Annotated in this window: 24 protein-coding genes; 12 read left to right on the forward strand and 12 right to left on the reverse strand. The window is 67.9% G+C overall.

From position 1 onward, the window contains the following. Positions 1–8 precede the first annotated feature (8 nt). From N7I30_RS07935 to N7I30_RS07950, 4 genes are all read left to right on the forward strand, one after another. Positions 9–974 carry a prolyl-tRNA synthetase associated domain-containing protein gene (locus tag N7I30_RS07935; protein ID WP_498637956.1) on the forward strand — a complete coding sequence of 322 codons (966 nt, stop codon included), beginning with the start codon at positions 9–11 and terminating at the stop codon, positions 972–974. Continuing rightward, a complete protein-coding gene (trxA, locus tag N7I30_RS07940) occupies positions 971–2,032 on the forward strand; it encodes a thioredoxin (RefSeq protein WP_498637958.1) in 1,062 nt (353 codons plus the stop codon). The genes N7I30_RS07935 and trxA overlap by 4 nt, the downstream gene beginning before the upstream one ends. A 147-nt stretch (positions 2,033–2,179) precedes the next feature. Then, on the forward strand, positions 2,180–2,866 hold the full coding sequence (locus N7I30_RS07945; protein WP_498637960.1) for an LON peptidase substrate-binding domain-containing protein: 687 nt from the start codon (positions 2,180–2,182) through the stop codon (positions 2,864–2,866). 94 nt (positions 2,867–2,960) lie between these two features. Continuing rightward, complete coding sequence (locus N7I30_RS07950) at positions 2,961–3,161, forward strand: Trm112 family protein (protein ID WP_024351947.1); 201 nt, start codon at positions 2,961–2,963, stop codon at positions 3,159–3,161. An 81-nt stretch (positions 3,162–3,242) separates the two neighbouring features. On the opposite strand, the gene N7I30_RS07955 is transcribed toward N7I30_RS07950, so the two are convergent. The 9 genes from N7I30_RS07955 to N7I30_RS07995 all read right to left on the reverse strand — a co-directional run bounded on the left by N7I30_RS07955 (position 3,243) and on the right by N7I30_RS07995 (position 11,396). After that, positions 3,243–3,554 (reverse strand): hypothetical protein, encoded by a 312-nt coding sequence (locus N7I30_RS07955; protein WP_498637961.1) that lies wholly within the window; start codon positions 3,552–3,554, stop codon positions 3,243–3,245. A gap of 187 nt (positions 3,555–3,741) precedes the next feature. Continuing rightward, on the reverse strand, positions 3,742–3,909 hold the full coding sequence (locus N7I30_RS07960) for a hypothetical protein (RefSeq protein ID WP_498637963.1): 168 nt from the start codon (positions 3,907–3,909) through the stop codon (positions 3,742–3,744). Continuing rightward, positions 3,909–5,645 (reverse strand): sulfate adenylyltransferase subunit CysN, encoded by a 1,737-nt coding sequence (gene cysN, locus N7I30_RS07965; RefSeq protein WP_498637965.1) that lies wholly within the window; start codon positions 5,643–5,645, stop codon positions 3,909–3,911. Before cysN ends, N7I30_RS07960 begins: the two co-directional genes overlap by 1 nt. Before the next feature lies 1 nt (position 5,646). Then, a complete protein-coding gene (cysD, locus tag N7I30_RS07970; protein WP_188076392.1) occupies positions 5,647–6,549 on the reverse strand; it encodes a sulfate adenylyltransferase subunit CysD in 903 nt (300 codons plus the stop codon). Then, positions 6,546–7,334 carry a phosphoadenylyl-sulfate reductase gene (locus N7I30_RS07975; protein WP_024351943.1) on the reverse strand — a complete coding sequence of 263 codons (789 nt, stop codon included), beginning with the start codon at positions 7,332–7,334 and terminating at the stop codon, positions 6,546–6,548. The genes cysD and N7I30_RS07975 overlap by 4 nt, the downstream gene beginning before the upstream one ends. Before the next feature lie 4 nt (positions 7,335–7,338). Further along, positions 7,339–7,842 carry a DUF934 domain-containing protein gene (locus N7I30_RS07980; protein WP_498637969.1) on the reverse strand — a complete coding sequence of 168 codons (504 nt, stop codon included), beginning with the start codon at positions 7,840–7,842 and terminating at the stop codon, positions 7,339–7,341. After that, positions 7,839–9,527, reverse strand: a complete 1,689-nt coding sequence (locus N7I30_RS07985; RefSeq protein ID WP_498637971.1) for a nitrite/sulfite reductase — start codon at positions 9,525–9,527, stop codon at positions 7,839–7,841. The genes N7I30_RS07980 and N7I30_RS07985 overlap by 4 nt, the downstream gene beginning before the upstream one ends. Before the next feature lie 73 nt (positions 9,528–9,600). Continuing rightward, complete coding sequence (locus N7I30_RS07990) at positions 9,601–9,951, reverse strand: DUF2849 domain-containing protein (protein ID WP_498637973.1); 351 nt, start codon at positions 9,949–9,951, stop codon at positions 9,601–9,603. Positions 9,952–10,145: 194 nt separating this feature from the next. Beyond that, positions 10,146–11,396 carry a ubiquinone biosynthesis hydroxylase gene (locus N7I30_RS07995; protein WP_498637975.1) on the reverse strand — a complete coding sequence of 417 codons (1,251 nt, stop codon included), beginning with the start codon at positions 11,394–11,396 and terminating at the stop codon, positions 10,146–10,148. A 140-nt stretch (positions 11,397–11,536) separates the two neighbouring features. Between N7I30_RS07995 and tesB the strand changes: the two genes are divergently transcribed. From tesB to N7I30_RS08015, 4 genes are all read left to right on the forward strand, one after another. Beyond that, positions 11,537–12,403 carry an acyl-CoA thioesterase II gene (tesB, locus tag N7I30_RS08000; RefSeq protein ID WP_277024931.1) on the forward strand — a complete coding sequence of 289 codons (867 nt, stop codon included), beginning with the start codon at positions 11,537–11,539 and terminating at the stop codon, positions 12,401–12,403. Between the two features lie 239 nt (positions 12,404–12,642). Further along, entirely contained in the window at positions 12,643–12,981 is a 339-nt protein-coding gene (locus tag N7I30_RS08005; protein WP_029703667.1) for a P-II family nitrogen regulator, read from the forward strand. Positions 12,982–12,998: 17 nt separating this feature from the next. After that, a complete protein-coding gene (locus tag N7I30_RS08010) occupies positions 12,999–14,369 on the forward strand; it encodes an ammonium transporter (protein ID WP_491391818.1) in 1,371 nt (456 codons plus the stop codon). 283 nt (positions 14,370–14,652) lie between these two features. Then, positions 14,653–16,017, forward strand: coding sequence for an ammonium transporter (locus N7I30_RS08015; protein WP_498637979.1), 1,365 nt, complete (start codon positions 14,653–14,655; stop codon positions 16,015–16,017). A gap of 88 nt (positions 16,018–16,105) precedes the next feature. Here N7I30_RS08015 and N7I30_RS08020 read toward each other — a convergent pair whose 3' ends face one another. Then, complete coding sequence (locus N7I30_RS08020; RefSeq protein ID WP_498637981.1) at positions 16,106–16,375, reverse strand: GNAT family N-acetyltransferase; 270 nt, start codon at positions 16,373–16,375, stop codon at positions 16,106–16,108. Positions 16,376–16,581: 206 nt separating this feature from the next. Here N7I30_RS08020 and N7I30_RS08025 point away from each other — a divergent pair, with 206 nt between their 5' ends. From N7I30_RS08025 to N7I30_RS08040, 4 genes are all read left to right on the forward strand, one after another. Further along, positions 16,582–19,428 (forward strand): DNA translocase FtsK, encoded by a 2,847-nt coding sequence (locus tag N7I30_RS08025; RefSeq protein WP_498637983.1) that lies wholly within the window; start codon positions 16,582–16,584, stop codon positions 19,426–19,428. 165 nt (positions 19,429–19,593) lie between these two features. Beyond that, positions 19,594–20,238, forward strand: coding sequence for an outer-membrane lipoprotein carrier protein LolA (locus tag N7I30_RS08030; RefSeq protein ID WP_024351933.1), 645 nt, complete (start codon positions 19,594–19,596; stop codon positions 20,236–20,238). Between the two features lie 268 nt (positions 20,239–20,506). Continuing rightward, positions 20,507–21,229 carry a hypothetical protein gene (locus tag N7I30_RS08035; protein ID WP_498637986.1) on the forward strand — a complete coding sequence of 241 codons (723 nt, stop codon included), beginning with the start codon at positions 20,507–20,509 and terminating at the stop codon, positions 21,227–21,229. Positions 21,230–21,414: 185 nt separating this feature from the next. Next, entirely contained in the window at positions 21,415–22,221 is an 807-nt protein-coding gene (locus N7I30_RS08040; RefSeq protein WP_498637988.1) for an exodeoxyribonuclease III, read from the forward strand. Between the two features lie 40 nt (positions 22,222–22,261). Here N7I30_RS08040 and N7I30_RS08045 read toward each other — a convergent pair whose 3' ends face one another. Next, positions 22,262–22,717, reverse strand: coding sequence for a cyclic nucleotide-binding domain-containing protein (locus N7I30_RS08045; protein WP_024351930.1), 456 nt, complete (start codon positions 22,715–22,717; stop codon positions 22,262–22,264). A gap of 226 nt (positions 22,718–22,943) precedes the next feature. Further along, positions 22,944–23,627: a response regulator transcription factor gene (locus N7I30_RS08050; protein WP_009211447.1), complete on the reverse strand. Its 684-nt coding sequence runs from the start codon at positions 23,625–23,627 to the stop codon at positions 22,944–22,946. Positions 23,628–23,655: the final 28 nt, after the last annotated feature.

Consider the following 23,655-nt stretch of genomic DNA (forward strand, 5'->3'; position numbering starts at 1 on the left):
AGCGGTGTATGCCCCAATCGTCGGTGGATTGCAACAGCGAAATGACGGGAATCGAACGGATTTTCGTGGCGTGCCGCGCGGGCCGGAACGCACGGGATTCCGGGGTGTTTGGCGAGGGATCCGGCGGGATGCCGGAGCCAGGGGTTGCGAGGGCACGGGGGTTGGAGGAGGGCCCAAAGGCGCGACGGGCTCCGCAGTGGAGAGCGGCGGAAAGGGCCGCGGCCGGAACGCTCGGAGGCAGGACGGAGACGACGATACTCTCCCAGGATCTTTCAGACTGGACCCGAAGTGAGTCGCTCATGCTCAACCAGCCGGGCCAGATCGCGCTGGAGATCGTGTCGTGCATCCGGTGCCATTGTCATGCCGCGCGGCGCAGCGGCCAGCACCGGGTCTTCGCAAGCGGGCGCAGGTGCGGTAACGCGGCGCTGTTCGCCAATCGCAAGGGAAGACGCCTGATGAAGGACCGCGACGCTCTGATGGCCTATCTCGACGGGCTCGGCATCGCCACCACGACCGTGGCGCATCCGCCGCTGCACACGGTGGAGGAAAGCCAGGCGCTGCGCGGCACGATCGCCGGCGGGCACACCAAGAACCTGTTCCTGAAGGACAAGAAGGGGACGATCTTCCTGGTCGTCGCCGAAGAGAGCCGGACCGTCGACCTGAAGGGCCTGCACAAGCGCATCGGCGCGTCGGGGCGGCTGTCGTTCGCCAGCGCCGACCAGATGCGCGCGCTGCTCGGCGTCGAGCCGGGATCGGTGACCGCCTTCGGCGTCGTCAACGATCGCGACGGCACGGTCCGCCTCGTGCTTGATGAAGGCCTTCTGATGCACGATATGGTGAACTGCCATCCCATGACCAACGAAGCGACGACGACGATCGCGACGGCGGACCTGATGGCGTTCTTCCAATCAACGGGGCACGAGCCGCTTGTCATCGGGCTCGAGGCGCCGGCCGGCGACGGACAGGCAGAATGAGCGACAATCCCTACGCCCCCTACGGCGGCACCTCCTATGGCGGCTACGGCCAGCAGTCGACCACGCCGGCAGCACCGTCCGCCGCGCCGCGGCAGCCGGCGGCCCCGGCAGCGCCCGCCGCTCCGACGACCACGCTGCAGGGTTTCGGCGACGCCTCCGCCCCGGCGGCGGCCGACCTCGTCAAGGACACGACGACGGCGCAGTTCCCGGCCGACGTCATTCAGGAGTCGCGCAACCAGCCGGTGCTCGTCGATTTCTGGGCGCCCTGGTGCGGTCCCTGCAAGCAGCTGACGCCGATCCTGGAGCGCGCCGTCGCGGCCGCCGGCGGCAAGGTGAAACTGGTCAAGATGAATATCGACGACCATCCGTCGATCGCCGGCCAGCTCGGCGTGCAGTCGATCCCGGCGGTGTTCGCCTTTGTCGGCGGGCAGCCGGTGGACGGCTTCATGGGCGCCCTGCCCGAGAGCGAGATCAAGGCCTTCATCGATCGCGTGACCAAGGGCCAGGGCGGCGGCGGCAACGATCCGGTGGGCCAGGCGATGGAGCAGGCGAACCAGCTTCTGGCCGATGGCGATGCGGGCGGTGCGGCGCAGATCTTCGGCGCCGTCCTGCAGCACGAGCCGGGCCATGCCGGCGCGACGGGCGGCCTGGCCGAATGCTATCTGGCGACCGGCGACGCGGCCCGCGCCAAGGCGCTGATCGACCAGTATGACGCCGCCGGCGAGGGGAAGACCGAGGACCCCGCCGTGGAAGCGGTGCGCACCAAGCTGAAGCTCGCCGAGGAGATCGCCCAGCTCGGCGATCCGGTGCTGCTGCAGCAGCGCATCGAGAGCGATCCGGACGACCACCGGGCGCGCTACGATCTGGCGCTGATCGCCCAGGCCAGGGGCGACCGCCAGACGGCGGCGGGGCACCTCCTGGAGATCATCCGCCGCGACCGCAGCTTCGACGACGATGCGGCCCGCACCAAGCTCTTGGAGTTCTTCCAGGCCTGGGGGCCGACCGATCCGGCGACCAAGGACGCGCGGCGGCGCCTGTCGGGCCTCCTGTTCTCCTGAATTCCTGCCCCGGACCGCGCGACAATGCGCGGTCCGGTCCGGCTTTGCGGGGGGACGCAAGGGCGCGCCATGCCTGCCGCCTTCTGCCGCATCCCTTGAGATCGCCGGCGACCGATCCAACTTCGGTGTCTGACACGGAGACATCGTTTGGTTCACGCTGGCAATATCAACTACCGGACCGCTTCGGACCTGCCGGACACGGTCCCGGTGTTCCCGCTCTCGGGAGCCCTGCTCCTGCCGGGCGGTCAACTGCCGCTCAACATCTTCGAGCCGCGCTATCTGGAGATGATCGACGACGCCATGGCGGGCGCGCGGATCATCGGCATGATCCAGCCCAGCCTCGACGGCGGCGCGAGTCCCGACGGCGAACCCGAACTCTGCCAGGTCGGCTGCTTCGGCCGGATCACCTCGCTGACCGAATCGGGCGACGGCCGCTACATCCTCAATCTGCATGGCGTGGTGCGCTTCCGGACCCTGGAAGAGCTGGACACCCGCGCGCCCTATCGCTCCTTTCGGGTCAAGCCGTTCCTCGGCGATCTCGATTTCGGCAAGGGCGCGGAAGAGGTGAATCGCGACGCGCTCCTGAAGGCGTTCCGGCAATATCTCGACGCCAACCAGCTCGAGGCCGACTGGGAAAGCGTCACCCGGGCATCGAACGAGACGCTGGTCAATGCGCTCTGCATGATGTCGCCCTATGGCGCGGCCGAAAAGCAGGCGCTGCTGGAAGCGCCGGACCTGAAGACACGGGCCGAGACGCTGATCGCGATCACCGAGATCTCGCTGGCCCGCGATGGCGATGGCGGCGACGGTTCGCCGCCGCATACGCTGCAATAGGCGTCCCATGCCGGCCGACGGCGATTGCAGCCGGTTGGCCGGCGGGCGATAAGACGCGCAACGGCCGCCGCAACGCCGCGCTGAAGGACATGCCATGACCGAGACGAGCCCCCGGCACCAGGCCGGCCAGCCAGACCCCAAGCTGCTCGAGCTGCTGGTGTGCCCGCTGACCAAGACGACGCTCAGCTACGACCGGGAGCGCAACGAGCTGGTGTCGGAGGCGGCGCGGCTCGCCTATCCGATCCGCGACGGCATCCCGATCATGCTGCCGTCCGAGGCGCGCACCCTCGACTGAGCCGCGCAGATCTCCGCCGACATGAAAAGGGCCGGTCGCTGATGCGCCGGCCCTTCGTGCTTCGTCTCAGACGAGCAATTCTTACTGCTGCTTGGTCTCGGGCGCCGGCGTGGCCTGCTGCGCCTGCGTCAGCACATCGTTCTGCGCCATGACGAGGGCGCGGATGCAGCCTTCCTCGTCCTGCGAGGTCTGGGCGGCGCGCGCCGTCTCGACGTGATCCTCGGCGGTCTTGGTCTTCAGACCGGCCTGGTCGGCCTGGCCGATCAGCGATTCGATCTGGGGCAGGGCCTCGGCGCAGGTCGGGGTCTTCTGCGGCGCGGTCTGGGCTTCCTGGGCGAAGGCGCCGCCGGCGCCGAAGGCGAGAACCGTAGCGGCGAGAAGGGTGGTCTTCATGAGGTCACTCCGTCGATGCGGATCGAAGGCTCCGATCCGTCCATGGCCAGAACCTCGGCGGGGTGGATGGCGGGGACGTGACTGCGAGGTGCTCATTCAGGGACGATTTTCGGGCAGGGGCCATGCTGCGGCCATCTCCCCGCCGTGCCGGTTAACGGCCTCGGCGGGGAGGATGGCGATCATCCTGTCAGCCGAGCCAGTCCAGCACGAAGGCGGCGCAGACCGCGATCGAGGCGACCAGCAGCATCAGTTCGATCAGCGGCAGCCGACGCCGCACCCGCCGCGGACGGCGGATCTCGTCGTCGCTCCGGTGACCGCGATCCTCGGCGCAGGGCCCGATCGTGCCTGCCGCCATCAAATGCCGGCTCCGTCGCCCACCGTGGTCGGGTCGGCGCCGTTCTTTCCGGGCAGATCGCCGCCGCCGGTCATGAGCGCCAGGAACGGCCGCAGCACGAAGTCGATCGCCGCCAGAAGAACGGCAAAACCGATCCCCAGTCCGAACAGCAGCGCAAGGATGCCGATCATCACCGCCCCTGCCGCCCGGTAGCGGATCAGCTTGCCGTGGCCCTTGCGATGCTCGCCCTCGGCGGCGCCGAACCACAGGGCCTGCGCCCGGGCGAGAGGGGAGAGGGGCGCCTCGGCCGGCGCGGCCTGGGTGATCTCCTCGGAGGCGGAGACCGTGCGCACGATGCCGAGCGCCATGGTCTCGTTGGTCAGCGAATCGATCAGGATGAAGGAGCCGAGCTCGCGGTTTTCCTCATAGGTCGTCGCCATCACCGGCCGGTCGAAGCCGAGGGTGATCTGGCCGATCTCGTTCATCAGGAGAACGTTGGCCGCACCGGATTCGAAGGTGTGGATGTCGATGGCGTTGTCGAGGCTGCGCACCGAGGCGGGCGTCGTCGAGGTGGCGAGGCGCGCGACGTAGCGGCCGCCGGAAATCAGTGGCCGGTCGGCCATCCAGAGGATGTCGGCGGTCACGGTCTTCTGGGCAGCGATCGTGTCGGACGGCCCGACGAGGACATCGCCGCGCGAGACATCGACCTCGTCGGCAAGGGTGAGGGTGACCGCCTCGCCGGCTTCGGCGCTAGCGACTTCGCCGTCGGGACCCCAGACCGCCTTGACGGTGGTGGTGCGGCGGCCGGGCATGACGGCGATCGCGTCGCCGGGGGCGACGCGCCCACCGACGATGGTGCCGGCAAAGCCGCGGAAGTCGAGATTGGGACGGTTGACCCACTGCACCGGCAGGCGGAACGGCGCCGAGCCGGCGTCGAAGGTCTCCGGCGTTGCCGTCTCCAGGCGCTGCAGCAGCGTCTGGCCGTCATACCAGGGCATGTTCGGCGACGGGGCGGCGATGTTGTCGCCATTCTTGGCCGACAGCGGCACGTAGGAGACGTCGGTGAAGCCGAGCTGCGGCAGGATCGCCTCGTAGTCGCGCCGGATCGCCTCGTAGCGTTCCTGGCTGAAGTCGACGAGGTCCATCTTGTTGATGGCGATCACGACGCTCTTGATGCCGACGAGCGAGGTGATGAAGGAGTGCCGCCGCGTCTGCGGCAGGATGCCCTTGCGCGCATCGACGAGGATGACGGCGAGCTCGGCCTGCGAGGCACCGGTCGCCATGTTGCGGGTGTACTGCTCGTGGCCCGGCGTGTCGGCGATGATGAAGGCGCGGTTGCCGGTCGAGAAATAGCGATAGGCGACATCGATGGTGATGCCCTGCTCGCGCTCGGCCGATAGGCCGTCGACCAGCAGTGCGAAGTCGAGATCCTCGCCGGTCGTGCCGAACTTGCGGGAATCGCGCTTCAGCGTGTCCATCTGGTCGTCGAAGACCGCATTGGTCTCGAAGAGCAGGCGGCCGATCAGGGTCGACTTACCGTCGTCCACCGAGCCGCAGGTGATGAAGCGCAGGAGGGATTCGGCCGGCGCCAGCACGGGCTGCATGGCGGCCTGCGGATCGACCACGGCCACGTCGCCATCGTCGGGCGCGGGGCCCGCGAAGCGTTCGTCCTCGGCGATCACGGCGGGATTGGCATGGCCGGTGAGGGCGGTGTCGACCGCATCCTCGCGGGGGCGTTTCTGCACGGCGATGGTCATGTCAGAAATAGCCTTCCTGCTTCTTCTCTTCCATCGAGGCGCCGGAATCCTGGTCGATGACCCGGCCCTGGCGCTCGGAGGTGCGGGAGCCCCGCATTTCGGAGATGATGTCCTTGAGATCGGCCGCCTCGGATTCCACCGCGCCGGTCAGCGGGTAGCAGCCAAGCGTGCGGAAGCGGACCATCATGTTCTCGACGGTCTCGCCGGGGCGCAGTTCCATGCGCTCGTCGTCGCGCATGATCAGCGCGCCGTCGCGGCGCACGATCGGCCGGGTCTTGGCGAAATAGAGCGGCACCACCGGGATGTTCTCCAGGGCGATGTAGTCCCACACATCCTGCTCGGTCCAGTTGGACAGCGGGAAGACGCGAAAGCTCTCGCCCTTCTTCTTGCGGGTGTTGAACAGCCGCCAGGGCTCGGGCCGCTGGTTCTTGGCGTCCCAGCGATGCTCGGCCGAACGCAGCGAGAAGATGCGCTCCTTGGCGCGGGACTTCTCCTCGTCGCGGCGCGCGCCGCCGAAGGCCGCGTCGAACTGGTACTTGTCGAGAGCCTGCTTCAGCGCCTGGGTCTTCATCACCTCGGTGTGCACCCGGCTGCCCGAGGCGAACGGGCTGATGCCGTCGCGCACGCCGTCCTGATTGGTGTGGACGATGAGGTCGAGGCCCAGCTCGCGCGCCCGGCGGTCGCGGAACTCGATCATCTCGCGAAACTTCCAGGTCGTGTCGACATGAAGCAGCGGGAAGGGCGGCTTGCCGGGGGCGAAGGCCTTCATGGCGAGATGCAGCATGACGGCCGAATCCTTGCCGATCGAATACATCATCACCGGATTGTCGGCGGTCGCCGCAACCTCGCGGATGATGAAGATCGACTCGGCCTCGAGTCGCTGCAGATGGGTCATGTGCTTCATTGCGGGAGCCTTTCGAAGGCCGCGTCCCCTTCGGCGGGACGGTTGTTGTCGGCGCGCATGGGCCGGCCGTCGTCATCGACATGCAGGCCGCATTCGCGCTTGGTCTCTTCTTCCCACCACCAGCGGCCGGCCCGCTCGGGCTCGCCCGGCCGGATGGCGCGGGTGCAGGGCGCACAGCCGATCGACAGGAAGTTCTGCGCGTGCAGCGCGTTCACCGGCACGCCCTCGGCGGCGGTGAAGGAGGCGATGCGTTCGCGCGTCCAGTCGAAGATCGGGTTCGCCTTGATCAGCCCGCGGGCGCCGTCGAAGGCGACGTAATCCATGTCGGAGCGGTTGGCCGACTGGTCGCGGCGCAGGCCGGTGATCCAGCCCGCCGCCCCGGCCAGCGCCCGGCCGAGTGGCTCCACCTTGCGCACGCCGCAGCAGTTCTTGCGAAATTCCGGCGCGTAGTAGAAGCCGTCGATGCCCTGATCGTTGACCAGTTCCTCCAGCGCCTCGGCCTGCGGATACATCGCGCGGATGCGCCGGCCGTATTTTTCCTCGGTCTCGCGCCACAGCGCGTAGGTCTCCGGAAACAGCCGGCCGGTGTCCAGCGTCTTCACCTGAATCGGCAGATCGTTCGAGAAGATCAGATGGGTGATCATCTGGTCCTCGATGCCGAGACTGGTCGTGAAGACCACGGGACCATCGACGCGCGCGACCATCGCCTGCAGGCGTTCGAGCGGCGTCAGGCCCGCGAATTCACCGTTCAGTGTCGCGGCCAGATCGGGCAGGGTTGCGGTCATCGTTTCAAGCCTCGCGGGCGGCCAGCCGTTTTCTCAGGATGCTGCGGTCGTCGCCGTAGCCGTTCTGGTAGTGGCGGCTCATGGCGTCCTTGGCCTCCATCCACTGCTGGACGGGCTGGCGGTTGGCCATGGTCTCGGGCAGCTCCACCTCGTCGAAGCCGCAGGCCAGCGCATCGGCGAACTGGTCGGCGATGAGCGGGCCCGATGCGCGCAGCGTGCCTTCGAAGCCGGCACGGCGCAGGCGCTTGGCCAGCGAGAAGCCGCGGCCATCGGAAAAGGCCGGGAACTCGACCACGACCAGATCGACGTCCACCAGCAATGGCGCGATGTCTTCCACCGCGGCGTTGTTGGGCACCGACAGGCCGAAGCGGCGGCCGGCGAGATGGTCCTTGGCCGCCTCTGCCAGAGCCAGCGGCACGATCAGCGCCCCGTCCGTGCCGAGGGCCTCGATGCTGTCGACGCGGCGATAATGGTCCGGCGTCTCGCCGGTCTCGCGGATCAGGGTCATTCGGCTGCCTCCGTCGCGGCCTGGCGCGAAGCGATATAGGCGGTGAAGCCGGCCTTGAACGGCTCCAACCCGGCGCGGCGCACGGTCTGGATGAACTCCTCGCCCTCCCGGCGTTCGCCGAGATAGACCTGCACGATGCTCTCGATCGCGCCCGGCACGTCCTCGGCGTCGATGCCGGGGCCTAGGCGCTCGCCAAGCGCGGCGTTCTCCGTGGCGTCGCCGCCGACAGTAATCTGGTAGTTCTCCTTGCCGGCCTTTTCGAGGCCGAGAATGCCGATGGCACCGACATGGTGGTGGCCGCAGGCATTGATGCAGCCGGAGATCTTGATCGGCAGCGGGCCGATGTCGCGCTGGCGGTCCTCGTCCTGGAAGGTCCGGGCGATCTCCTGGGCGATCGGGATCGATTTCGCCGTGGCCAGCGCGCAATAGTCGAGGCCGGGGCAGGCGATGATGTCGGTGACGAGGCCGGCATTGGCCGTCGCCAGGCCCGCCGCCTTCAGCGCCGCATAGACCGCCGGCACGTCGTCCTTCTTCACATAGGGAAGGACGAGGTTCTGCGAATGGGTGACGCGCAGCTCGGACAGGGAATGGCGCTCGGCAATGTCGGCGAAGACGCGCATCTGCTCGGCCGACATGTCGCCCGGCACCTCGCCGATGGCCTTCAGCGAGATGGTCAGGGCGATGTAGCCCGGCTGCTTGTGGGCAAAGCCGTTCTGGGTGACGAAATGGTCGAGACCGGGATCGGCGCGGCGCGCGGCTTCCAGCGTCTCGGAGGTGTCGGGCAGGGTCTCGTAGGCCGGGGGCGCGAAATAGGCGGCGATGCGCGCCACCTCGTCCTCGGGCGCGTTGATCGTCGGGCCGTCGAGCTGGGCGTATTCGGCCTCGACCCGGCGTCGGAATTCCTCCTCGCCAGTCTCGTGGACGAGGATCTTCACCCGCGCCTTGAACTTGTTGTCGCGTCGGCCCTCGGAATTGTAGACCCGCATGATCGCTTCGAGATAGGCGAGCAGCTCGTCGCGCGGAATGAAATCGCGAACGATCTTGCCGATCATCGGCGTGCGGCCGAGACCACCGCCCACGACGACCTCGTAGCCGGGCTCGCCGTCCGGGCCGCGCTTCATCTTCAGCCCGACATCGTGGACCATGATCGCGGCGCGGTCGTGCTCGGCGCCGGTGACGGCGATCTTGAACTTGCGCGGCAGCCAGGTGAATTCGGGATGCAGGCTCGACCACTGGCGGATCAGCTCGGCGGTCGGGCGCGGATCCTCCACCTCGTCGGCGGCGACACCGGCGAACTGGTCGGCGGTGACGTTGCGGATGCAGTTTCCGGAGGTCTGGATGCAGTGCATCTCGACATCGGCCAGCATGTCGAGGATCGCCGGCACGTCCTTCAGCTTCGGCCAGTTGAACTGCAGGTTCTGGCGCGTGGTGAAGTGGCCGTAGCCCTTGTCGTAGGTCTCGGCGATGTCGGCGAGCTGGCGCAGCTGCCTGGAGCTCAGCGTGCCGTAGGGCACGGCGATGCGCAGCATGTAGGCATGGAGCTGGAGATAGAGGCCGTTCTTCAGCCGCAGCGGCTTGAACTCGTCTTCCGAGAGCGAGCCGTCCAGCCGCCGGGCCACTTGGCCACGGAACTGGGCCACGCGTTCGCGCACGAACTCCTCGTCGAACTCGTCATAGCGATACATGCTCGTGTCCTCTTCAAGCTCGTCTCGGCGCCGGTCCGGCCGGCTGCCATCCCCTGTCGCGCCGTTGCGCGGCTCAGGCGGGCGTCTCGTATTCGGCCTGCTTGCCCATGTCCGGATGGATCGACGGACCCTTCTGGCGCATGGCGTCGCGGAAATGCCGGGCGACCGGCAGGCCGGACTCCTCGATGTCGACGGGAACGAGATAGGGATCGACCACCATGTTGGCGGCGAGCGCCGCCTTGCCCTCGGCCTCCATGGCGTCGGCCGTCTCGGCGTCATAGGCAACGCGGGCCTTGGACGGGTCGAGCGTCCAGCCGCTGTCGGCGAGGAAGACGACGTCGCCTTCCAGAAGGTGATTGGCCATCACGATCGCCGGCAGCTTGTCGCCCCTGACCTTCGATCCGGCGCGGTGATCCTTCGCCATGTCGGTTGCTCCCTGCCATCGGCCCCATAAGGCCACGTCGCGTTGACCCTACATAGGCGTATTCGATCCTCGGATCGGCGGCGGGCATTGCCGAGCAGCGGCAAGGCGGGAAAGAATTTGCTGCCGGGGGCGTGCGGGGCGATAGAATCGTTCCAGACGCCCCGAAATGCTGCCGTTTTGCCGCGGCGGAACCCTCAGATGGCCTCGCCCTGGAGGAGCCGCGGCGAGGCCCCGGAATGCAGGCCGGCGGCCTGGCCGATGAAGAAATCCTTCAGCCGCGGGGTGCGATCGACCAGCGACAGGCCGAAGCTGCGGGCCGCGCGCAACAGGCCGTTGTCGTTGGAAAACAGCCGGTTCAGGACGTCGGTGGTGATGCCCATCTGTACCGTGTCGAAGCGCCGCCAGCGCTGGTAAGTCTGCAAGGTGTCGAGGGCGCCGATGTCGAGCCCGAGGCGGGCGGCCTCGACGACGGTCTCGGCCAGCGCCGCGGCGTCCTTGAAGCCGAGATTGAGGCCCTGCCCGGCGATCGGGTGAATGCCGTGGGCCGCATCGCCGGCCAGCGCGATGCGCGGCCGCACGAAGTCGCGGGCGAGCGTCAGGCCGAGCGGAAAGGCGCGGCGGCCGCCCTCGACGGTCAGGGCGCCCAGCTTGTGGCCGAAGCGCTGCTCCAGCTCCAGCTCGAACATCATGTCATCGGAGGCGACGAGGCGGTCGGCCTCGCGGGTCGGCTCGGTCCAGACCAGCGACGAGCGGTTGCCCTTCAGCGGCAGGATGGCGAAGGGGCCGGAGGGGAGGAAATGCTCCTCGGCGCGGCCGTGATGGGGCCGCTCGTGGGCGACGGTCGCGACGATGCCGGACTGGCCGTAATCCCAGTGGACGGTGCCGATGCCGGCCATGTCGCGGATCGCCGAGCGCACGCCGTCGCAGGCGACGAGAAGTCGCGCCTCGATGGCGCCGCCGGAGGCCAGTTTCACGCGGATCGAGGCCGGCTTCTGGTCGATGCCGGACACCGCGGTGGCGGCGCGGATCTGGATGCCGAGGGCGTCGGCGCGTTTGCGCAGGGCGCCGTTGAGGGCGACATTGGGCAGCATGTGGGCGAAGGGCTCGCCCGGCCGCGCCTCGCCGCCGAAGGTCAGGAAGACCGGCCGCACCGGATCGGAGGTGCGGGAATCGGTGACGATCATCTCGGTGATCGGCTGGGCCTCGTCGGAGACCTCCTGCCAGATGCCGAGCTGCTCCAGCATGCAGATGGCGGCGGCGGCCACGGCCGAGGCACGGCCGTCGCGCTGCCAGACGCCCTCGGGCGCGGCGTCGACGAGGACGATCTTCAGCGACGGCGCGGCATCCGCGATCGCCACCGCCGTCGTCAGGCCGACATAGCCGGCGCCGGCGACCACGATGTCGGCGTGCTCGGGCGTGGTATCGGCAAGGGTGTCGTCGGACATGCAAGGCTCCTGATATCGCGCACGCGCGAGGGCGGCGGGGCAGATTCGGTCCGAAACCGGTTGACCATCTGCCGGTTTGTGGTGCAACGCCGGGTCAGGCGAACGGCGGCGATCTGTCCGCGTACCGGAGTGAATCTAGGATGACAGAGGCCGTTGAAAAGCTCCTCGAGACCCTCGACCTGGAGCGGATCGAGGAGAATCTCTTCCGTGGCACCAGTCCGGACCAGAGCTGGCAGCGGGTCTTCGGCGGCCAGGTGATCGCCCAGGCGCTGGTCGCCGCGCAGCGCACCGTGCCGGCCGACCGCTTCTGCCATTCGCTGCATTCCTACTTCATGCGGCCCGGCGACCCCGCCACCCCGATCATCTACGACGTCGACCGGATCCGCGACGGTGGCTCCTTCACCACCCGCCGGGTCGTCGCCATCCAGCACGGCCACGCGATCTTCTCGCTGTCGGCCTCGTTCCAGAAGGACGAGGAGGGGCTCGACCACCAGGCGACGATGCCGGACGTGCCGGGCCCGGACGAGGTGCCCCATGGCGAGGATCTGAACCAGACGATCCTGAAGCGGGCGCCCGAAGCGGTGCGGCGCTACTGGGAGCGGCCGCGGCCGATCGAGTTCCGGCCGATCTCCTTCGACCATTATCTGACGACCGACAAGCTGGAGCCGGTGCAGCGGGTCTGGGTGCGCTGCCCGGGCGAGATCGGTGACGACCGGGCGCTGAACGCGGCGGTGCTGGCCTATCTGTCGGACATGACGCTGCTCGACACCTCGCTCTTCGCCCACGGCCTGTCGGTGTTCGACAAGCGCATCCAGGCCGCCAGCCTCGACCACGCCATGTGGTTCCACCGGCCGGTGCGGGTCTCCGACTGGCTGCTCTATGCCCAGGACAGCCCGTCCTCCTCCGGCGCCCGCGGGCTGACCCGCGGCTCGCTCTATTCCGCCAATGGCGTCCTGACCGCGTCGGTCGCGCAGGAGGGGCTGATCCGGCCGCGCCGGGGCGCCTAGAAAACCACCACGACCAACCGATCTGCACATAAAATATGCAGATCGGTTTGATGCCGGGTGCCTGAAAAAGTGGCGCCCGAGGGCCCCGGCCAGAAAAATCGCCGGATTGGCGGTTGTTCGGCCCGTTTGGCACGGACCTTGTTTTCCTCTGAGTCAGTCAACCGTCGGGCGCATGACGCTCCCGGCATTCGCTGGCTCAACTCGGCGGTGCTCCCAGCCGCCCAAGGTTCGAGGTGAACATGAAAATCGTGATGGCGATCATCAAGCCATTCAAGCTGGACGAGGTGCGCGAAGCACTGACCGGCATAGGCGTCCAGGGGCTGACGGTCACCGAGGTCAAGGGCTACGGGCGCCAGAAGGGCCACACCGAGATCTACCGCGGCACGGAATACGCGGTGAGCTTCCTGCCCAAGCTGAAAATCGAGGTCGCGGTCGCGGTCGATCTGGTCGACCGGACGGTGGAGGCGATCCAGACCGCCGCCAAGACCGGCCAGATCGGCGACGGCAAGATCTTCGTCTTCGGCATCGACCAGGCGGTCCGCATCCGGACCGGCGAAGTCGACGTCAACGCACTGTGAGAGGAAGCGACCGGACCATGAAGTTCACGAAACTCCTATTCGCCGCCGGCACGCTGACCGGCCTGGCGGCCACCGCCGCCTTCGCCCAGGACGCCGCGCCAGCGGCTGCCGAAGCCGCGGGCCAGGGCTCCGACGCTGCCGCGGCAGCCGTCGCCTACGCGACCGAGCCGAACGTCGCCTACATCTTCAACACCCTGCTGTTCCTCGTGGGCGGCTTCCTGGTGATGTGGATGGCGGCGGGCTTCGCCATGCTCGAGGCCGGCCTCGTGCGTTCGAAGAACGTGTCGATGCAGTGCCTGAAGAACATCGCGCTCTATTCCATCGCCGGCATCATGTACTGGATCGTCGGCTACAACCTCATGTACACCGGCGTCGACGGCGGCTATTTCGGCTCCTTCGGCACCTACAGCTTCGACGCTGTGGGCGGCAACAACCTCGCCACCGGCTATTCGACGGCCTCCGACTGGTTCTTCCAGATGGTCTTCGTAGCCACCGCCGCCTCGATCGTCTCGGGCACGCTGGCCGAGCGCATCAAGCTGTGGCCGTTCCTCGCCTTCACGGTCATCCTGACCGGCTTCATCTACCCGATCGCCGGTTCCTGGCAGTGGGGCGCCGGCTGGCTGTCGGTGATGGGCTTCTCCGACTTCGCCGGTTCCACCCTCGTCCATTCGGTCGGTGGCTGGGCTGCACTGGCGGGCGCGCTGCTCCTGGGCGCACGCAAGGGCCGCTTCACCGCTGACGGTCGCGGCGTCGCCATGCCGGGTTCGTCGATCCCGCTCGCCACGCTGGGCACGTTCATCCTGTGGCTCGGCTGGTTCGGCTTCAACGGTGCCTCGCAGCTCGCCATGGGCACGATCAACGACGTGTCGGACGTGTCGCGCATCTTCGCCAACACCAACCTGGCCGCGGCCGGCGGCGTGGTCGCCACGCTGATCCTGCTGCAGGTCATCTACAAGCGGGTCGACGTGACCATGGTGCTGAACGGCGCCCTGGCGGGTCTGGTCTCGATCACGGCGGAGCCGCTGCAGCCGTCGCCCCTGTCGGCGATCCTGATCGGTGCCGTCGGTGGCGTGATCGTGGTCTTCGCGGTGCCGCTGCTGGACAAGCTGAAGATCGACGACGTGGTCGGTGCGATCCCGGTCCATCTCCTCGCCGGTATCTGGGGCACGATGGCCGTGCCGCTGACCAATGCGGAGACGAGCTTCGGCGTGCAGCTGATCGGCGTCCTCGCCTACGGTGTCTTCACCTTCGTCGTCAGCCTGGTGGTCTGGGCGATCCTGAAGGCGGTGATGGGCATCCGGGTCAGCGAGGAGGAAGAGGCGCTCGGCCTCGATCGAACCGAGGTGGGCGTGGAAGCCTATCCGGAGTTCTCGGTCGGCCGCGCCTGATCCGAACCTGCAGAACGATGCGAGAAGGGGGCCCCTGTGGCCCCCTTTTCACGTTCGGGGCGCCAATGCCGAACGCGTGACCGATATGCCTAACTAAGCGTCACTCTGGGCACGGAACAGGCAGATTGCGCAGCCGCGGCGGCGGGAATGGCGTCAGTTCGGCCAGTTTAGAGGCGCTGCGCGCTGCTTGAGAATATGGCACGGCTTTTGATTGTCTGCCCGCGGGAGCGCCGCGACGCTTCCTCTCCGGCCCCTGCAGGGGCGCACTGGAAAGAAGAGCGACATGGTCACCACTTCCCGTCTGAAACGCCCTCTGCCGGCTCTCGCCGCAGGCCTCGGCCTTGCCGCGGCGCTTGCCTGTCCGGCACTGGCCCAGGATGCCGCGGTGGCCGATGCGGCTGCGGCGGCGGCACCCGTCGTCGAGAAGGGCGACGTCGCCTGGATGATGACCGCGACGCTGCTCGTCCTGTTCATGACGCTGCCGGGCCTGGCGCTGTTCTATGGCGGGCTGGTGCGGGCCAAGAACATGCTGTCGGTGCTCATGCAGTGCACCGTCATCGCCGGCGTCGTGATGATCATCTGGGTGGTCTACGGCTACTCCATGGCGTTCGGCGGCGGCACCAGCCCTTACTGGGGCGGCTTCGGCAAGCTGTTCCTCGCCGGGGTGACCGTCGATTCCACCGCCGCCACCTTCACCGACGGGGTCGCGCTGCCGGAATATCTGTTCATTGCCTTCCAGATGACCTTCGCGGTGATCACGCCCGCCCTGATCGTCGGCGCCTTCGCCGAGCGCATCAAGTTCTCGGCGGTGATGCTGTTCACCGTGCTCTGGGTGACGCTGGTCTATTTCCCGATCGCCCACATGGTGTGGGACGGCTCGGGCCTGATCTTCAACTGGGGCGCGCTCGATTTCGCCGGCGGTACCGTCGTCCACATCAATGCCGGCATTGCGGCGCTGGTGGGCTGCCTGTTCGTCGGCAAGCGCGCCGGCTTCGGCCGCGACATGATGGCCCCGCACTCGATGACGCTGACCATGGTCGGCGCCTCGATCCTGTGGGTCGGCTGGTTCGGCTTCAACGCCGGCTCGAATCTCGAGGCGACCGGCGGCGCGGTGCTGGCCATGCTCAACACCTTCACCGCCACCGCCGGCGCGCTGGTCGCCTGGTGCGTGATCGAGACGATGATGCGCGGCAAGGCCTCGATGCTGGGCGCGGCCTCCGGCATCGTCGCCGGTCTCGTCGCGGTGACCCCGGCCTGCGGCACGGTCGGGCCGGTCGGCGCCATCGTGCTCGGCGCGATCTCCAGCGGCATCTGCTACTTCTTCGTCGATGTCGTGAAGAACAAGTTCGGCTATGACGACAGCCTCGACGTCTTCGGCATCCACGGTGTCGGCGGCATCGTCGGGGCGATCGGCACCGGCATCTTCACCGCGCCTTGGCTGGGCGGCACGGGCGATGCGGACTTCTCCATCGCCGCACAGACCATGATCCAGATCTGGGCCGTCCTCGTCACCATCGTGTGGTGCGGCGTCATCTCGGCGATCCTCTTCAAGCTCGTCGACATGGCCGTCGGGCTGCGGCCGACCGCCGAGGCCGAGCGCCAGGGCCTCGATCTCGCCTATCACGGCGAGGTCGCCTACCACTCGTAAGCCATCCTCCCAGGGCTGACTCGACGGGGACGGGCGCAAGCCTGTCCCCGTTGGCGTTTGTAAGGGGAGGCGGCAGCCGGCGCCGGCTTCAGAGAAGCTCGCGGTATTCGGGATGGCGGCGGAACTGCGCCTGAACGTAGGAGCATTGCGGCACCACGGTCAGGCCGGCGCCGCGGGCCCAGTCGACCGCCGCGGCCAGAAGTTTGGCGGCGATGCCCTGGCCGCGTTCGCTGGCCGGTACATAGGTGTGCTCGAAGATCGCCGTCGTGTCGCCGGCCATCGTGTAGGTCAGCTCCGACTCGCCGCCTGGCGTCGAAAAGCGGCCCCTGCCGCCGTGATTCTCGTGGCGAATGTCCATGTCCTTGCTCCGTCTGTCACTGTCGGCCGCGACATGGGAGGCGAGGCGCGCCGTGGCAAGCCGGAGGCGGTTCCGGCAGGCTTTGTCGCGCCGCCGCAACTTCCTCTTAAGCTTAAACGGGTCTTAACCAGCCGCGCCTACTCTCCGCGCAAGCAGTGGACCCGCCGCTTCGGGCCGGTCCGCCACGACGAGACAGGCAGGACACGATGGCATCGACGGCGAGTGGCGACAGCCAAACTTCCTTCATCCGGCGGCAGGGCGAACTCTGCGGCGCGGCAGGTCTGATCGGCCTGGCGGCCTATCTGGGCGTCGCCTGCGCCACTTGGACGGTCAGCGATCCGTCGCTGAGTCAGTCGAACCAGAACATGGTCGAGAACTGGGCCGGTCCGGCCGGCGCCGTGGTCGCCGATCTCGCTATGCAGATCTTCGGCCTGGGCGCGGCGCTGCTCGTCGCGCTGCCGGCCATCTGGGGCCTTCTGTTCCTGTCCGGCCTGTCCGTCGACCATATCTGGCGCCGCGCCTGGTATGCGCTGGCCGGCATCGTTCTGGCCTCGGCGGCCCTCGGCTGCCTGCCGGCCCCGGCCGGCTGGCCGCTGCCGATCGGGCTTGGGGGCGTGGCCGGCGACATCGTGCTGAAATTCCCGGCGCTGGCCACCGGCGCCTATCCGAGCGGCTTTCTCGGCTTCGTCTTCGCGGTGATGATCGCCGCGCCGGCCGGCTGGCTGTTCCTCAACGGCGCCGGGCTGATCGATCGCAACCGCGCCAGGCCCGTGGCCGACACTCGCCGCCGTCCCGTCGAGGACGAGGATGAGGAGGCCGGCGAAAGCCGCGTGGCGCTGGCCATCGGCGCACTGGCTCATACGGCCTATTCGGTCCGCTCTTCGGTGCAGCGTCATCTCGAAGCCCGGCGCGCCGCGCGCGAGCCGGCGGAATTCGGCGACCGCTTCGACGACTGGCAGGACGACGACTTCGCGACGCCGCAGGCCGCGCAGCAGCCGCAGATGCAGGCCGGGCGCGAGATTCGCGTCGCCGCGCAGGCCGAGACCGGCGCCGGCTATCACGACCCGATGGCGGATTATCCCGAGGATGACGGCATGACCGATGCCGGCAACTGGCAGGATGACGTGCCCTATGGCGACGAGCAGGCGGCCTATGACGGCAGCTTCGACGAGCCGCAGCCGGCCCTCGACGATGATGCCATGGTGGTCGGCCCCGCCGACCGCGTGTCGCCCAACGCCGCACCGATCCCCGAGGAGAACGGCGGCTGGCGCGGGCTTCTGGCCGGCAACATCGTCGCCTTCCCGGGCCGCAAGGCGCCGGCCGCCGAATCGCCGCGCAGCGAGCCGCGGGGCCGCGCCGAAGGGCAGGGGGCTCCCGCCCGGCCGCCGCAGCGCGCCGCCGCGCCGCAGCCCGATGCCGGCGTGCGCGTCGTGCCGCAGGCCACCGTGACCGCCGAACAGCAGCGCCTGCGCACCGGCTCCGGCCGCGCCACGGCCCTGAAGCCGGTCACCACGGTCGCCGACCCGGTGCGCTTCGAACTGCCGTCGATCGAATTCCTGACGCCGCCCAAGCCGCGCAGCCGCGACAGCTCGCTGTCACCCGAGGCGCTGCAGGAGAATGCCCGCCTGCTCGAAGGCGTGCTGGAGGATTTCGGCGTCAAGGGCGAGATCATCGAGGTCCGTCCGGGCCCGGTCGTCACCCTCTACGAACTGGAGCCGGCACCCGGCATCAAGTCGTCGCGCGTCATCGGCCTGTCGGACGACATCGCCCGCTCGATGAGCGCCATCGCCGCCCGCGTCGCGGTCATTCCCGGCAAGAACGCCATCGGCATCGAGCTGCCGAACCAGCGTCGCGACACGGTCTATTTCCGCGAGATGATCGGCTCCGACGCGTTCATCCAGAACAAGGCCAAGCTGCCGCTGGCGCTGGGCAAGACCATCGGCGGCGAGCCGGTGATCGCCGACCTCGCCAAGATGCCGCATCTGCTGGTGGCCGGTACCACCGGCTCGGGCAAGTCGGTGTCGATCAACACCATGATCCTGTCGCTGCTCTACCGGATGACCCCGGCCGAGTGCCGCCTGATCATGATCGACCCGAAGATGCTGGAACTGTCGATCTATGACGGCATCCCGCATCTCTTGGCCCCGGTGGTCACCGACCCCAAGAAGGCGGTCGTCGCGCTGAAGTGGACCGTCCGCGAGATGGAGGACCGCTATCGCAAGATGTCCAAGGTCGGCGTGCGCAACATCGACGGCTTCAATGCCCGGGTGAAGGCCGCCATGGAGAAGGGCGAGACGATCTCGCGCACGGTCCAGACCGGCTTCGACCGCGAGACCGGCGAGCCGATCTTCGAGACCGAGGAATTCGACCTGTCGCCGCTGCCCTACATCGTCGTCATCATCGACGAGATGGCCGACCTGATGATGGTCGCGGGCAAGGACATCGAGGGCACGGTGCAGCGCCTCGCGCAGATGGCCCGCGCCGCCGGCATCCACGTCATCATGGCGACCCAGCGCCCGTCGGTCGACGTCATCACCGGTACGATCAAGGCCAACTTCCCGACCCGTATCTCCTTCCAGGTGACCTCGAAGATCGACTCGCGCACCATTCTGCAGGAGCAGGGCGCCGAGCAACTCCTGGGCATGGGCGACATGCTGTTCATGGCCGGCGGCGGCCGCACCCAGCGCGTCCACGGCCCGTTCGTCGACGACGCCGAGGTGGAGGACATCGTCAATCACCTGAAGAGCCAGGGCGTGCCGGACTATCTCGACTCGATCCTCGAGGAGGACGAGGAAGATGGTGGCGACAGCGGCTCCGGCGGCGGTTCGGGCGGCGGCGAGCCGGACGAGGGCGCCGACCTCTACGACCAGGCGGTGGCGATCGTCCTGCGCGACGGCAAGGCCTCGACCTCCTACGTCCAGCGGCGGCTGTCGATCGGCTACAACCGCGCCGCCTCGATCATCGAGCGGATGGAGCGCGAGGGCGTCGTCGGCGCGGCCAACCACGCCGGCAAGCGCGAAATCCTGGTTCCGACGGAAGACGATCGCATGTGATCGCCGGAGGGCGCGCGAAACAAGGCGCGTGCGCCGCACGCGCGCCCCATTGCTCCCCCAGACTGACGTCCAAGGAAGGGCCCCCGCGCCGAAACGGCTCCGGGGCCCTATATCCCCCGCATGAGACGAAGGGCGGACTTCGGAACAAGGGAAGTATCCATCACCATGGCCAAGACATTCGACATCATCTCCCGCTTCGCCACGACCCGCGCCCTGGCTGCGACGCTTGCCGTCGCCGCGGTCTGCGGTCCGATGGCGGCCGGTCCTGCCGCGGCGCAGGCCGGCGCACAGCAGATCGCCGATCATTTCGCCGGCATCCCCTCGATGCACGGCGATTTCGTGCAGTTCGATCCGAACGGCCGGCAGACCGAGGGCAAGTTCTATATCGAGAAGCCCGGCAAGGTGCGCTTCGACTACACCCAGCAGCCGCTGCGGGTGATCGCCGACGGCTCCACCGTGGCGATCAACAACAAGAAGCTGAACACCTGGGACACCTATCCGCTGTCGAAGACGCCGCTGAAGCTCCTGCTCGACCGGCGGATCGACCTCTCCCAGGCGAATATCCAGAGCGTCAAGGAAGAGCCGGACCTGACGACGATCGTCATGGGCGACAGCTCGATCTTCGGCAATTCGCGCATCACGCTGATGTTCGATCCGAAGAGCTACGAGCTCAAGCAGTGGACGATCCGCGACCAGCAGGGCAAGGACACCACGGTGATGATCTACAACGTCAAGCATGGCGGCGACATCGCCGAATCGACGTTCAAGATCCCCTATACCGCGATCGCCCAGGGCCAGACCGGCAACTGACGCGGCCCGCGTCGCGGGGCTGGCAAGGCCGGCCCTGCGGCGCTTCGCCGGTTCCCGCTTCGGCGACCGCGGTCATAATCCCGCGGCGCCAAGACCGGCATCGCCCTGCCTATCGCAGCGCAATATCTTGCTCGAAACAGGTTTTTCATGGTTACCCGGTGTTAATCAAAAGATTAACGCAAGACGGGTGGCCTGAAACGATCCGTCCTCCGACTGGCTTAACCGTTCGACAACTGCTGTTCGGCAGTCACGAGAAAAGGAGGCAGTCATGAGTGCAGCAAACCCTCGGATCATCCTTTCTACTCTTCTTGTCGGATCGGCGCTTGCGGTGGCGCCGCCCGTACTGGCGCAGATCGGCGCGGGCGTCGGCGCCTCCGTCGGCGGGGTCAGTGCCGGCGTGGGCGCGTCGGTCGGTGGCGGCGGCGGCATCAGTGCCGGGGTCGGCGCTTCGGCCGGAGGCCATGACGGCGGCGGTGTCGGTGCGGGCGCATCGGTTGGCGGCGGCAATGGCGTCAACGCAGGCGCCGGGGCTTCGGTCGGTGGCAGCAGCGGCGTCAACGCGGGGGCCGGTGCATCCATCGGCGGCGGCAATGGCGTGAACGCCGGTGTCGGGGCCTCGGTTGGCGGCAACAATGGCGTCAACGCCGGTGTCGGAGCGTCGGCCGGCGGCGGCAGCGGCGCCGATGCGGGCGTGTCGGCCTCCCTCGGCGGCCAGAACGGCATCGGCACGAACGGCCGCGTCTCCATCGGCGGCACGGCGCAGGAGCCGGGTGGCACCGCCGTGCCCGCGCCGACCAGCCCGCAGATGCCCAATCCGGGCACCGCGCAGGGCTTCGACGGAGAGGATGCGCGCTATCATGCGGCCTTCGAGGGCATGTCGCGGTCGGAGCAGACGGCGATGGTCCGTCGCTGCACCGGCATCATGGCCGATCCGAACGCCTTCGATCGCGGTCTCGTGGCGCTCTGCAAGGTCGTCCAGCAGGTCCGCTGACCGGTCGTCGGTCGGAGTGGGGCCGCGGCACGGAGGCAGCGCTGTTCCGGCCGTCGGCTCCTTCGCCATACCGAACCGGATCGGCGCCGCCTCGTGCGGCGCCGGTTGCGTGAGCGGGCAAGACTTGAACGGTGCCGGCAGGCCGCCTAAGCGGGGGCCCCATCGTGTTTTCGCCGGAACTGCCCATGCCCTTCACCATCGCGACCTGGAACATCAACTCGGTGCGCCTGCGCATGCCCCTGGTGCAGCGGCTCCTGGAAGAGCGGCAGCCGGATATCCTGTGCCTGCAGGAGACCAAGTGCCCGAACGACCAGTTTCCGGAAAAGGCCTTCAAGGCGCTCGGCTACGAGCACATCGCGATCCATGGCCAGAAGGGCTATCACGGCGTCGCCACGGTCTCGAAGCAGCCCTTCGACGACATCGTGCGCCAGGATTTCTGCCAGATCGGCGATGCGCGCCATCTGTCGACGCGGCTGAGCATCGGCGGGCGGCGGCTGCGGGTGCACAATTTCTATGTGCCGGCGGGGGGTGACGAGCCGAATCCGGAGGTCAACGTCAAGTTCAAGCACAAGCTCGACTTCATCGAGGAGATGCGGCTGATCAGCGCCGAGGCCGAGCCGGGCGTCTCCTCGCTGCTCGTCGGCGATCTCAACATCGCCCCCTTCGAGACCGACGTCTGGTCGCACAAGCAGCTTCTGAAGGTGGTGTCGCACACGCCGATCGAATGCGAGGGGCTGCTGAGGGCGCAGGCCGACGGGCGCTGGACCGACCTGATGCGCCATCACGTGCCGATGGAGGAGCAGCTGTTCACCTGGTGGAGCTACCGTTCCAAGGACTGGGCGGCGTCCAATCGCGGCCGACGCCTCGACCATATCTGGGGATCGCAGGACCTCGCGCCGGCCCTGACCACGATCGACGTGATGAGCGCCGCACGCAGCTGGGAGCGGCCCTCCGACCACGTGCCGGTGCTGGCGAGCTTCGACATCGATTGAGGTAGGAACAGGACGCCCCTCTCGCGGGCGCGGCCCGGTTTCAGCTGGTAAAGCGGTGTTCCATGGCGAGGATGTCGCCGGTCATTTCTGCAAGCCGGGCCTTCAGCTTGGCGTGCAGGCCGGCGGCGTAGTCGGGATATTCCTCCAGCATGCGCCGGAACAGCGGCCGGGTGATGCGGATCAGTTCGCAGTCGGTCAGCGTGCGGGCGCTGGTCGGGCGCCGGGTCTCGGTGATCAGGGCCATTTCGCCCAGCAGCGTGCCGGGGCCGTAGGTGCCGACGACGATCTGGCGCTCGGGCCGGCCGCGCAGGAGCGCGATCTCGCCCGAGACGATGACCAGACCGGCATCGGAGCGGGCATCCTCGCGGAACACGAACTCGTCGCGGTGCAGCCGCCGACGCTCGGCGCCAAAGGCCAGCAGCCGCAACTGGTCGGCATGCAGATCCTCGAACAGGGGCACGTTGCGCAGGACGGCGATGTCGCTTTCGAGACTCATCTGGTCGGCGCACCGATCTCCTGCCGGGTTCGCGGCGGCCCGTTGACCAGTACCGTCGCAGCTCTGGCTGCCCGTCGTTTCGTTGCCCGGCGCAGCCGGACCTGTTTCCCCGCCATGGGAGCGTTAGCGAATGGTTATACGGGAGCGGCGAATTGATGGAAACTCACGACCTGCCGCTTCCGGCCGGGCGGCGACGCTCATCCGCAGCTTTCCGAGGCGGCCAGCATCAGGGAACGAGCTTGTAGCCGCCGGATTCGGTGATCAGGATCCGTGCACTGGACGGGTCCGCCTCGATCTTCTGGCGCAGCCGGTAGACATGGGTTTCCAGCGTGTGGGTGGTGACGCCGGAATTGTAGCCCCAGACCTCCTCCAGCAGCACGTCGCGGGTGATCACCCGGCGGTCGGCGCGGTAGAGATAGCGGATGATCGCCGTCTCCTTCTCGGTCAGGCGGATCTTGCCGCCCTTGTCGTCGAGAAGCACCTTCTGGCTGGGCTTGAAGATGTAGGGGCCGACCTGGAAGGTCGCGTCCTCGCTGTTCTCGTGCTGGCGCAGCTGGGCGCGGATGCGGGCCAGCAGCACGGCGAAGCGGAATGGCTTGGTGACGTAGTCGTTCGCCCCCGCCTCGAGGCCAAGAATGGTGTCGGCGTCGGTGTCCTGGCCGGTCAGGATGATGATCGGCGCCTTGAACCCGGTCTTGCGCAGGACCTTCACCGCCTCGCGGCCGTCCATGTCGGGCAGGCCGACATCCATCACCACGAGGTCGATCAGCCCGGCCCGCGCGGCATTGATGCCCTTGGTGGCGTCGGGCTCCTGCAGGACCGTGAACTCCTCGTGGAGGGAGAGCTGGTCGGCCAGGGTCTGCCGAAGATCGGTGTCGTCATCGACGATGAGAATGCTGCGTACGCTCATGCGATATCGTCGCCCGGTTTTCTCTGCC

Source organism: Aurantimonas litoralis (genome assembly GCF_026153195.1).
GTDB classification, from domain to species: domain Bacteria; phylum Pseudomonadota; class Alphaproteobacteria; order Rhizobiales; family Rhizobiaceae; genus Aurantimonas; species Aurantimonas coralicida.

Excerpts from the sequence above, each read along its gene's own strand:
- N7I30_RS08015 (WP_498637979.1), top strand. The coding sequence starts at position 14,653 with ATGGTCACCACTTCCCGTCTGAAACGCCCTCTGCCGGCTCTCGCCGCA.
- N7I30_RS08035 (WP_498637986.1), top strand. The coding sequence starts at position 20,507 with ATGAGTGCAGCAAACCCTCGGATCATCCTTTCTACTCTTCTTGTCGGA.
- N7I30_RS08005 (WP_029703667.1), top strand. The coding sequence starts at position 12,643 with ATGAAAATCGTGATGGCGATCATCAAGCCATTCAAGCTGGACGAGGTG.
- cysN (WP_498637965.1), bottom strand. The coding sequence starts at position 5,645 with ATGACCATCGCCGTGCAGAAACGCCCCCGCGAGGATGCGGTCGACACC.
- N7I30_RS07960 (WP_498637963.1), bottom strand. The coding sequence starts at position 3,909 with ATGGCGGCAGGCACGATCGGGCCCTGCGCCGAGGATCGCGGTCACCGG.
- N7I30_RS08045 (WP_024351930.1), bottom strand. The coding sequence starts at position 22,717 with ATGAGTCTCGAAAGCGACATCGCCGTCCTGCGCAACGTGCCCCTGTTC.
- cysD (WP_188076392.1), bottom strand. The coding sequence starts at position 6,549 with ATGAAGCACATGACCCATCTGCAGCGACTCGAGGCCGAGTCGATCTTC.
- N7I30_RS07935 (WP_498637956.1), top strand. The coding sequence starts at position 9 with ATGCCCCAATCGTCGGTGGATTGCAACAGCGAAATGACGGGAATCGAA.
- N7I30_RS07950 (WP_024351947.1), top strand. The coding sequence starts at position 2,961 with ATGACCGAGACGAGCCCCCGGCACCAGGCCGGCCAGCCAGACCCCAAG.
- N7I30_RS08030 (WP_024351933.1), top strand. The coding sequence starts at position 19,594 with ATGGCCAAGACATTCGACATCATCTCCCGCTTCGCCACGACCCGCGCC.
- N7I30_RS08010 (WP_491391818.1), top strand. The coding sequence starts at position 12,999 with ATGAAGTTCACGAAACTCCTATTCGCCGCCGGCACGCTGACCGGCCTG.
- N7I30_RS08025 (WP_498637983.1), top strand. The coding sequence starts at position 16,582 with ATGGCATCGACGGCGAGTGGCGACAGCCAAACTTCCTTCATCCGGCGG.
- N7I30_RS07975 (WP_024351943.1), bottom strand. The coding sequence starts at position 7,334 with ATGACCGCAACCCTGCCCGATCTGGCCGCGACACTGAACGGTGAATTC.
- N7I30_RS07980 (WP_498637969.1), bottom strand. The coding sequence starts at position 7,842 with ATGACCCTGATCCGCGAGACCGGCGAGACGCCGGACCATTATCGCCGC.
- N7I30_RS08040 (WP_498637988.1), top strand. The coding sequence starts at position 21,415 with ATGCCCTTCACCATCGCGACCTGGAACATCAACTCGGTGCGCCTGCGC.
- N7I30_RS08050 (WP_009211447.1), bottom strand. The coding sequence starts at position 23,627 with ATGAGCGTACGCAGCATTCTCATCGTCGATGACGACACCGATCTTCGG.
- N7I30_RS07995 (WP_498637975.1), bottom strand. The coding sequence starts at position 11,396 with ATGTCCGACGACACCCTTGCCGATACCACGCCCGAGCACGCCGACATC.
- N7I30_RS07955 (WP_498637961.1), bottom strand. The coding sequence starts at position 3,554 with ATGAAGACCACCCTTCTCGCCGCTACGGTTCTCGCCTTCGGCGCCGGC.
- N7I30_RS08020 (WP_498637981.1), bottom strand. The coding sequence starts at position 16,375 with ATGGACATTCGCCACGAGAATCACGGCGGCAGGGGCCGCTTTTCGACG.
- tesB (WP_277024931.1), top strand. The coding sequence starts at position 11,537 with ATGACAGAGGCCGTTGAAAAGCTCCTCGAGACCCTCGACCTGGAGCGG.
- trxA (WP_498637958.1), top strand. The coding sequence starts at position 971 with ATGAGCGACAATCCCTACGCCCCCTACGGCGGCACCTCCTATGGCGGC.
- N7I30_RS07985 (WP_498637971.1), bottom strand. The coding sequence starts at position 9,527 with ATGTATCGCTATGACGAGTTCGACGAGGAGTTCGTGCGCGAACGCGTG.
- N7I30_RS07990 (WP_498637973.1), bottom strand. The coding sequence starts at position 9,951 with ATGGCGAAGGATCACCGCGCCGGATCGAAGGTCAGGGGCGACAAGCTG.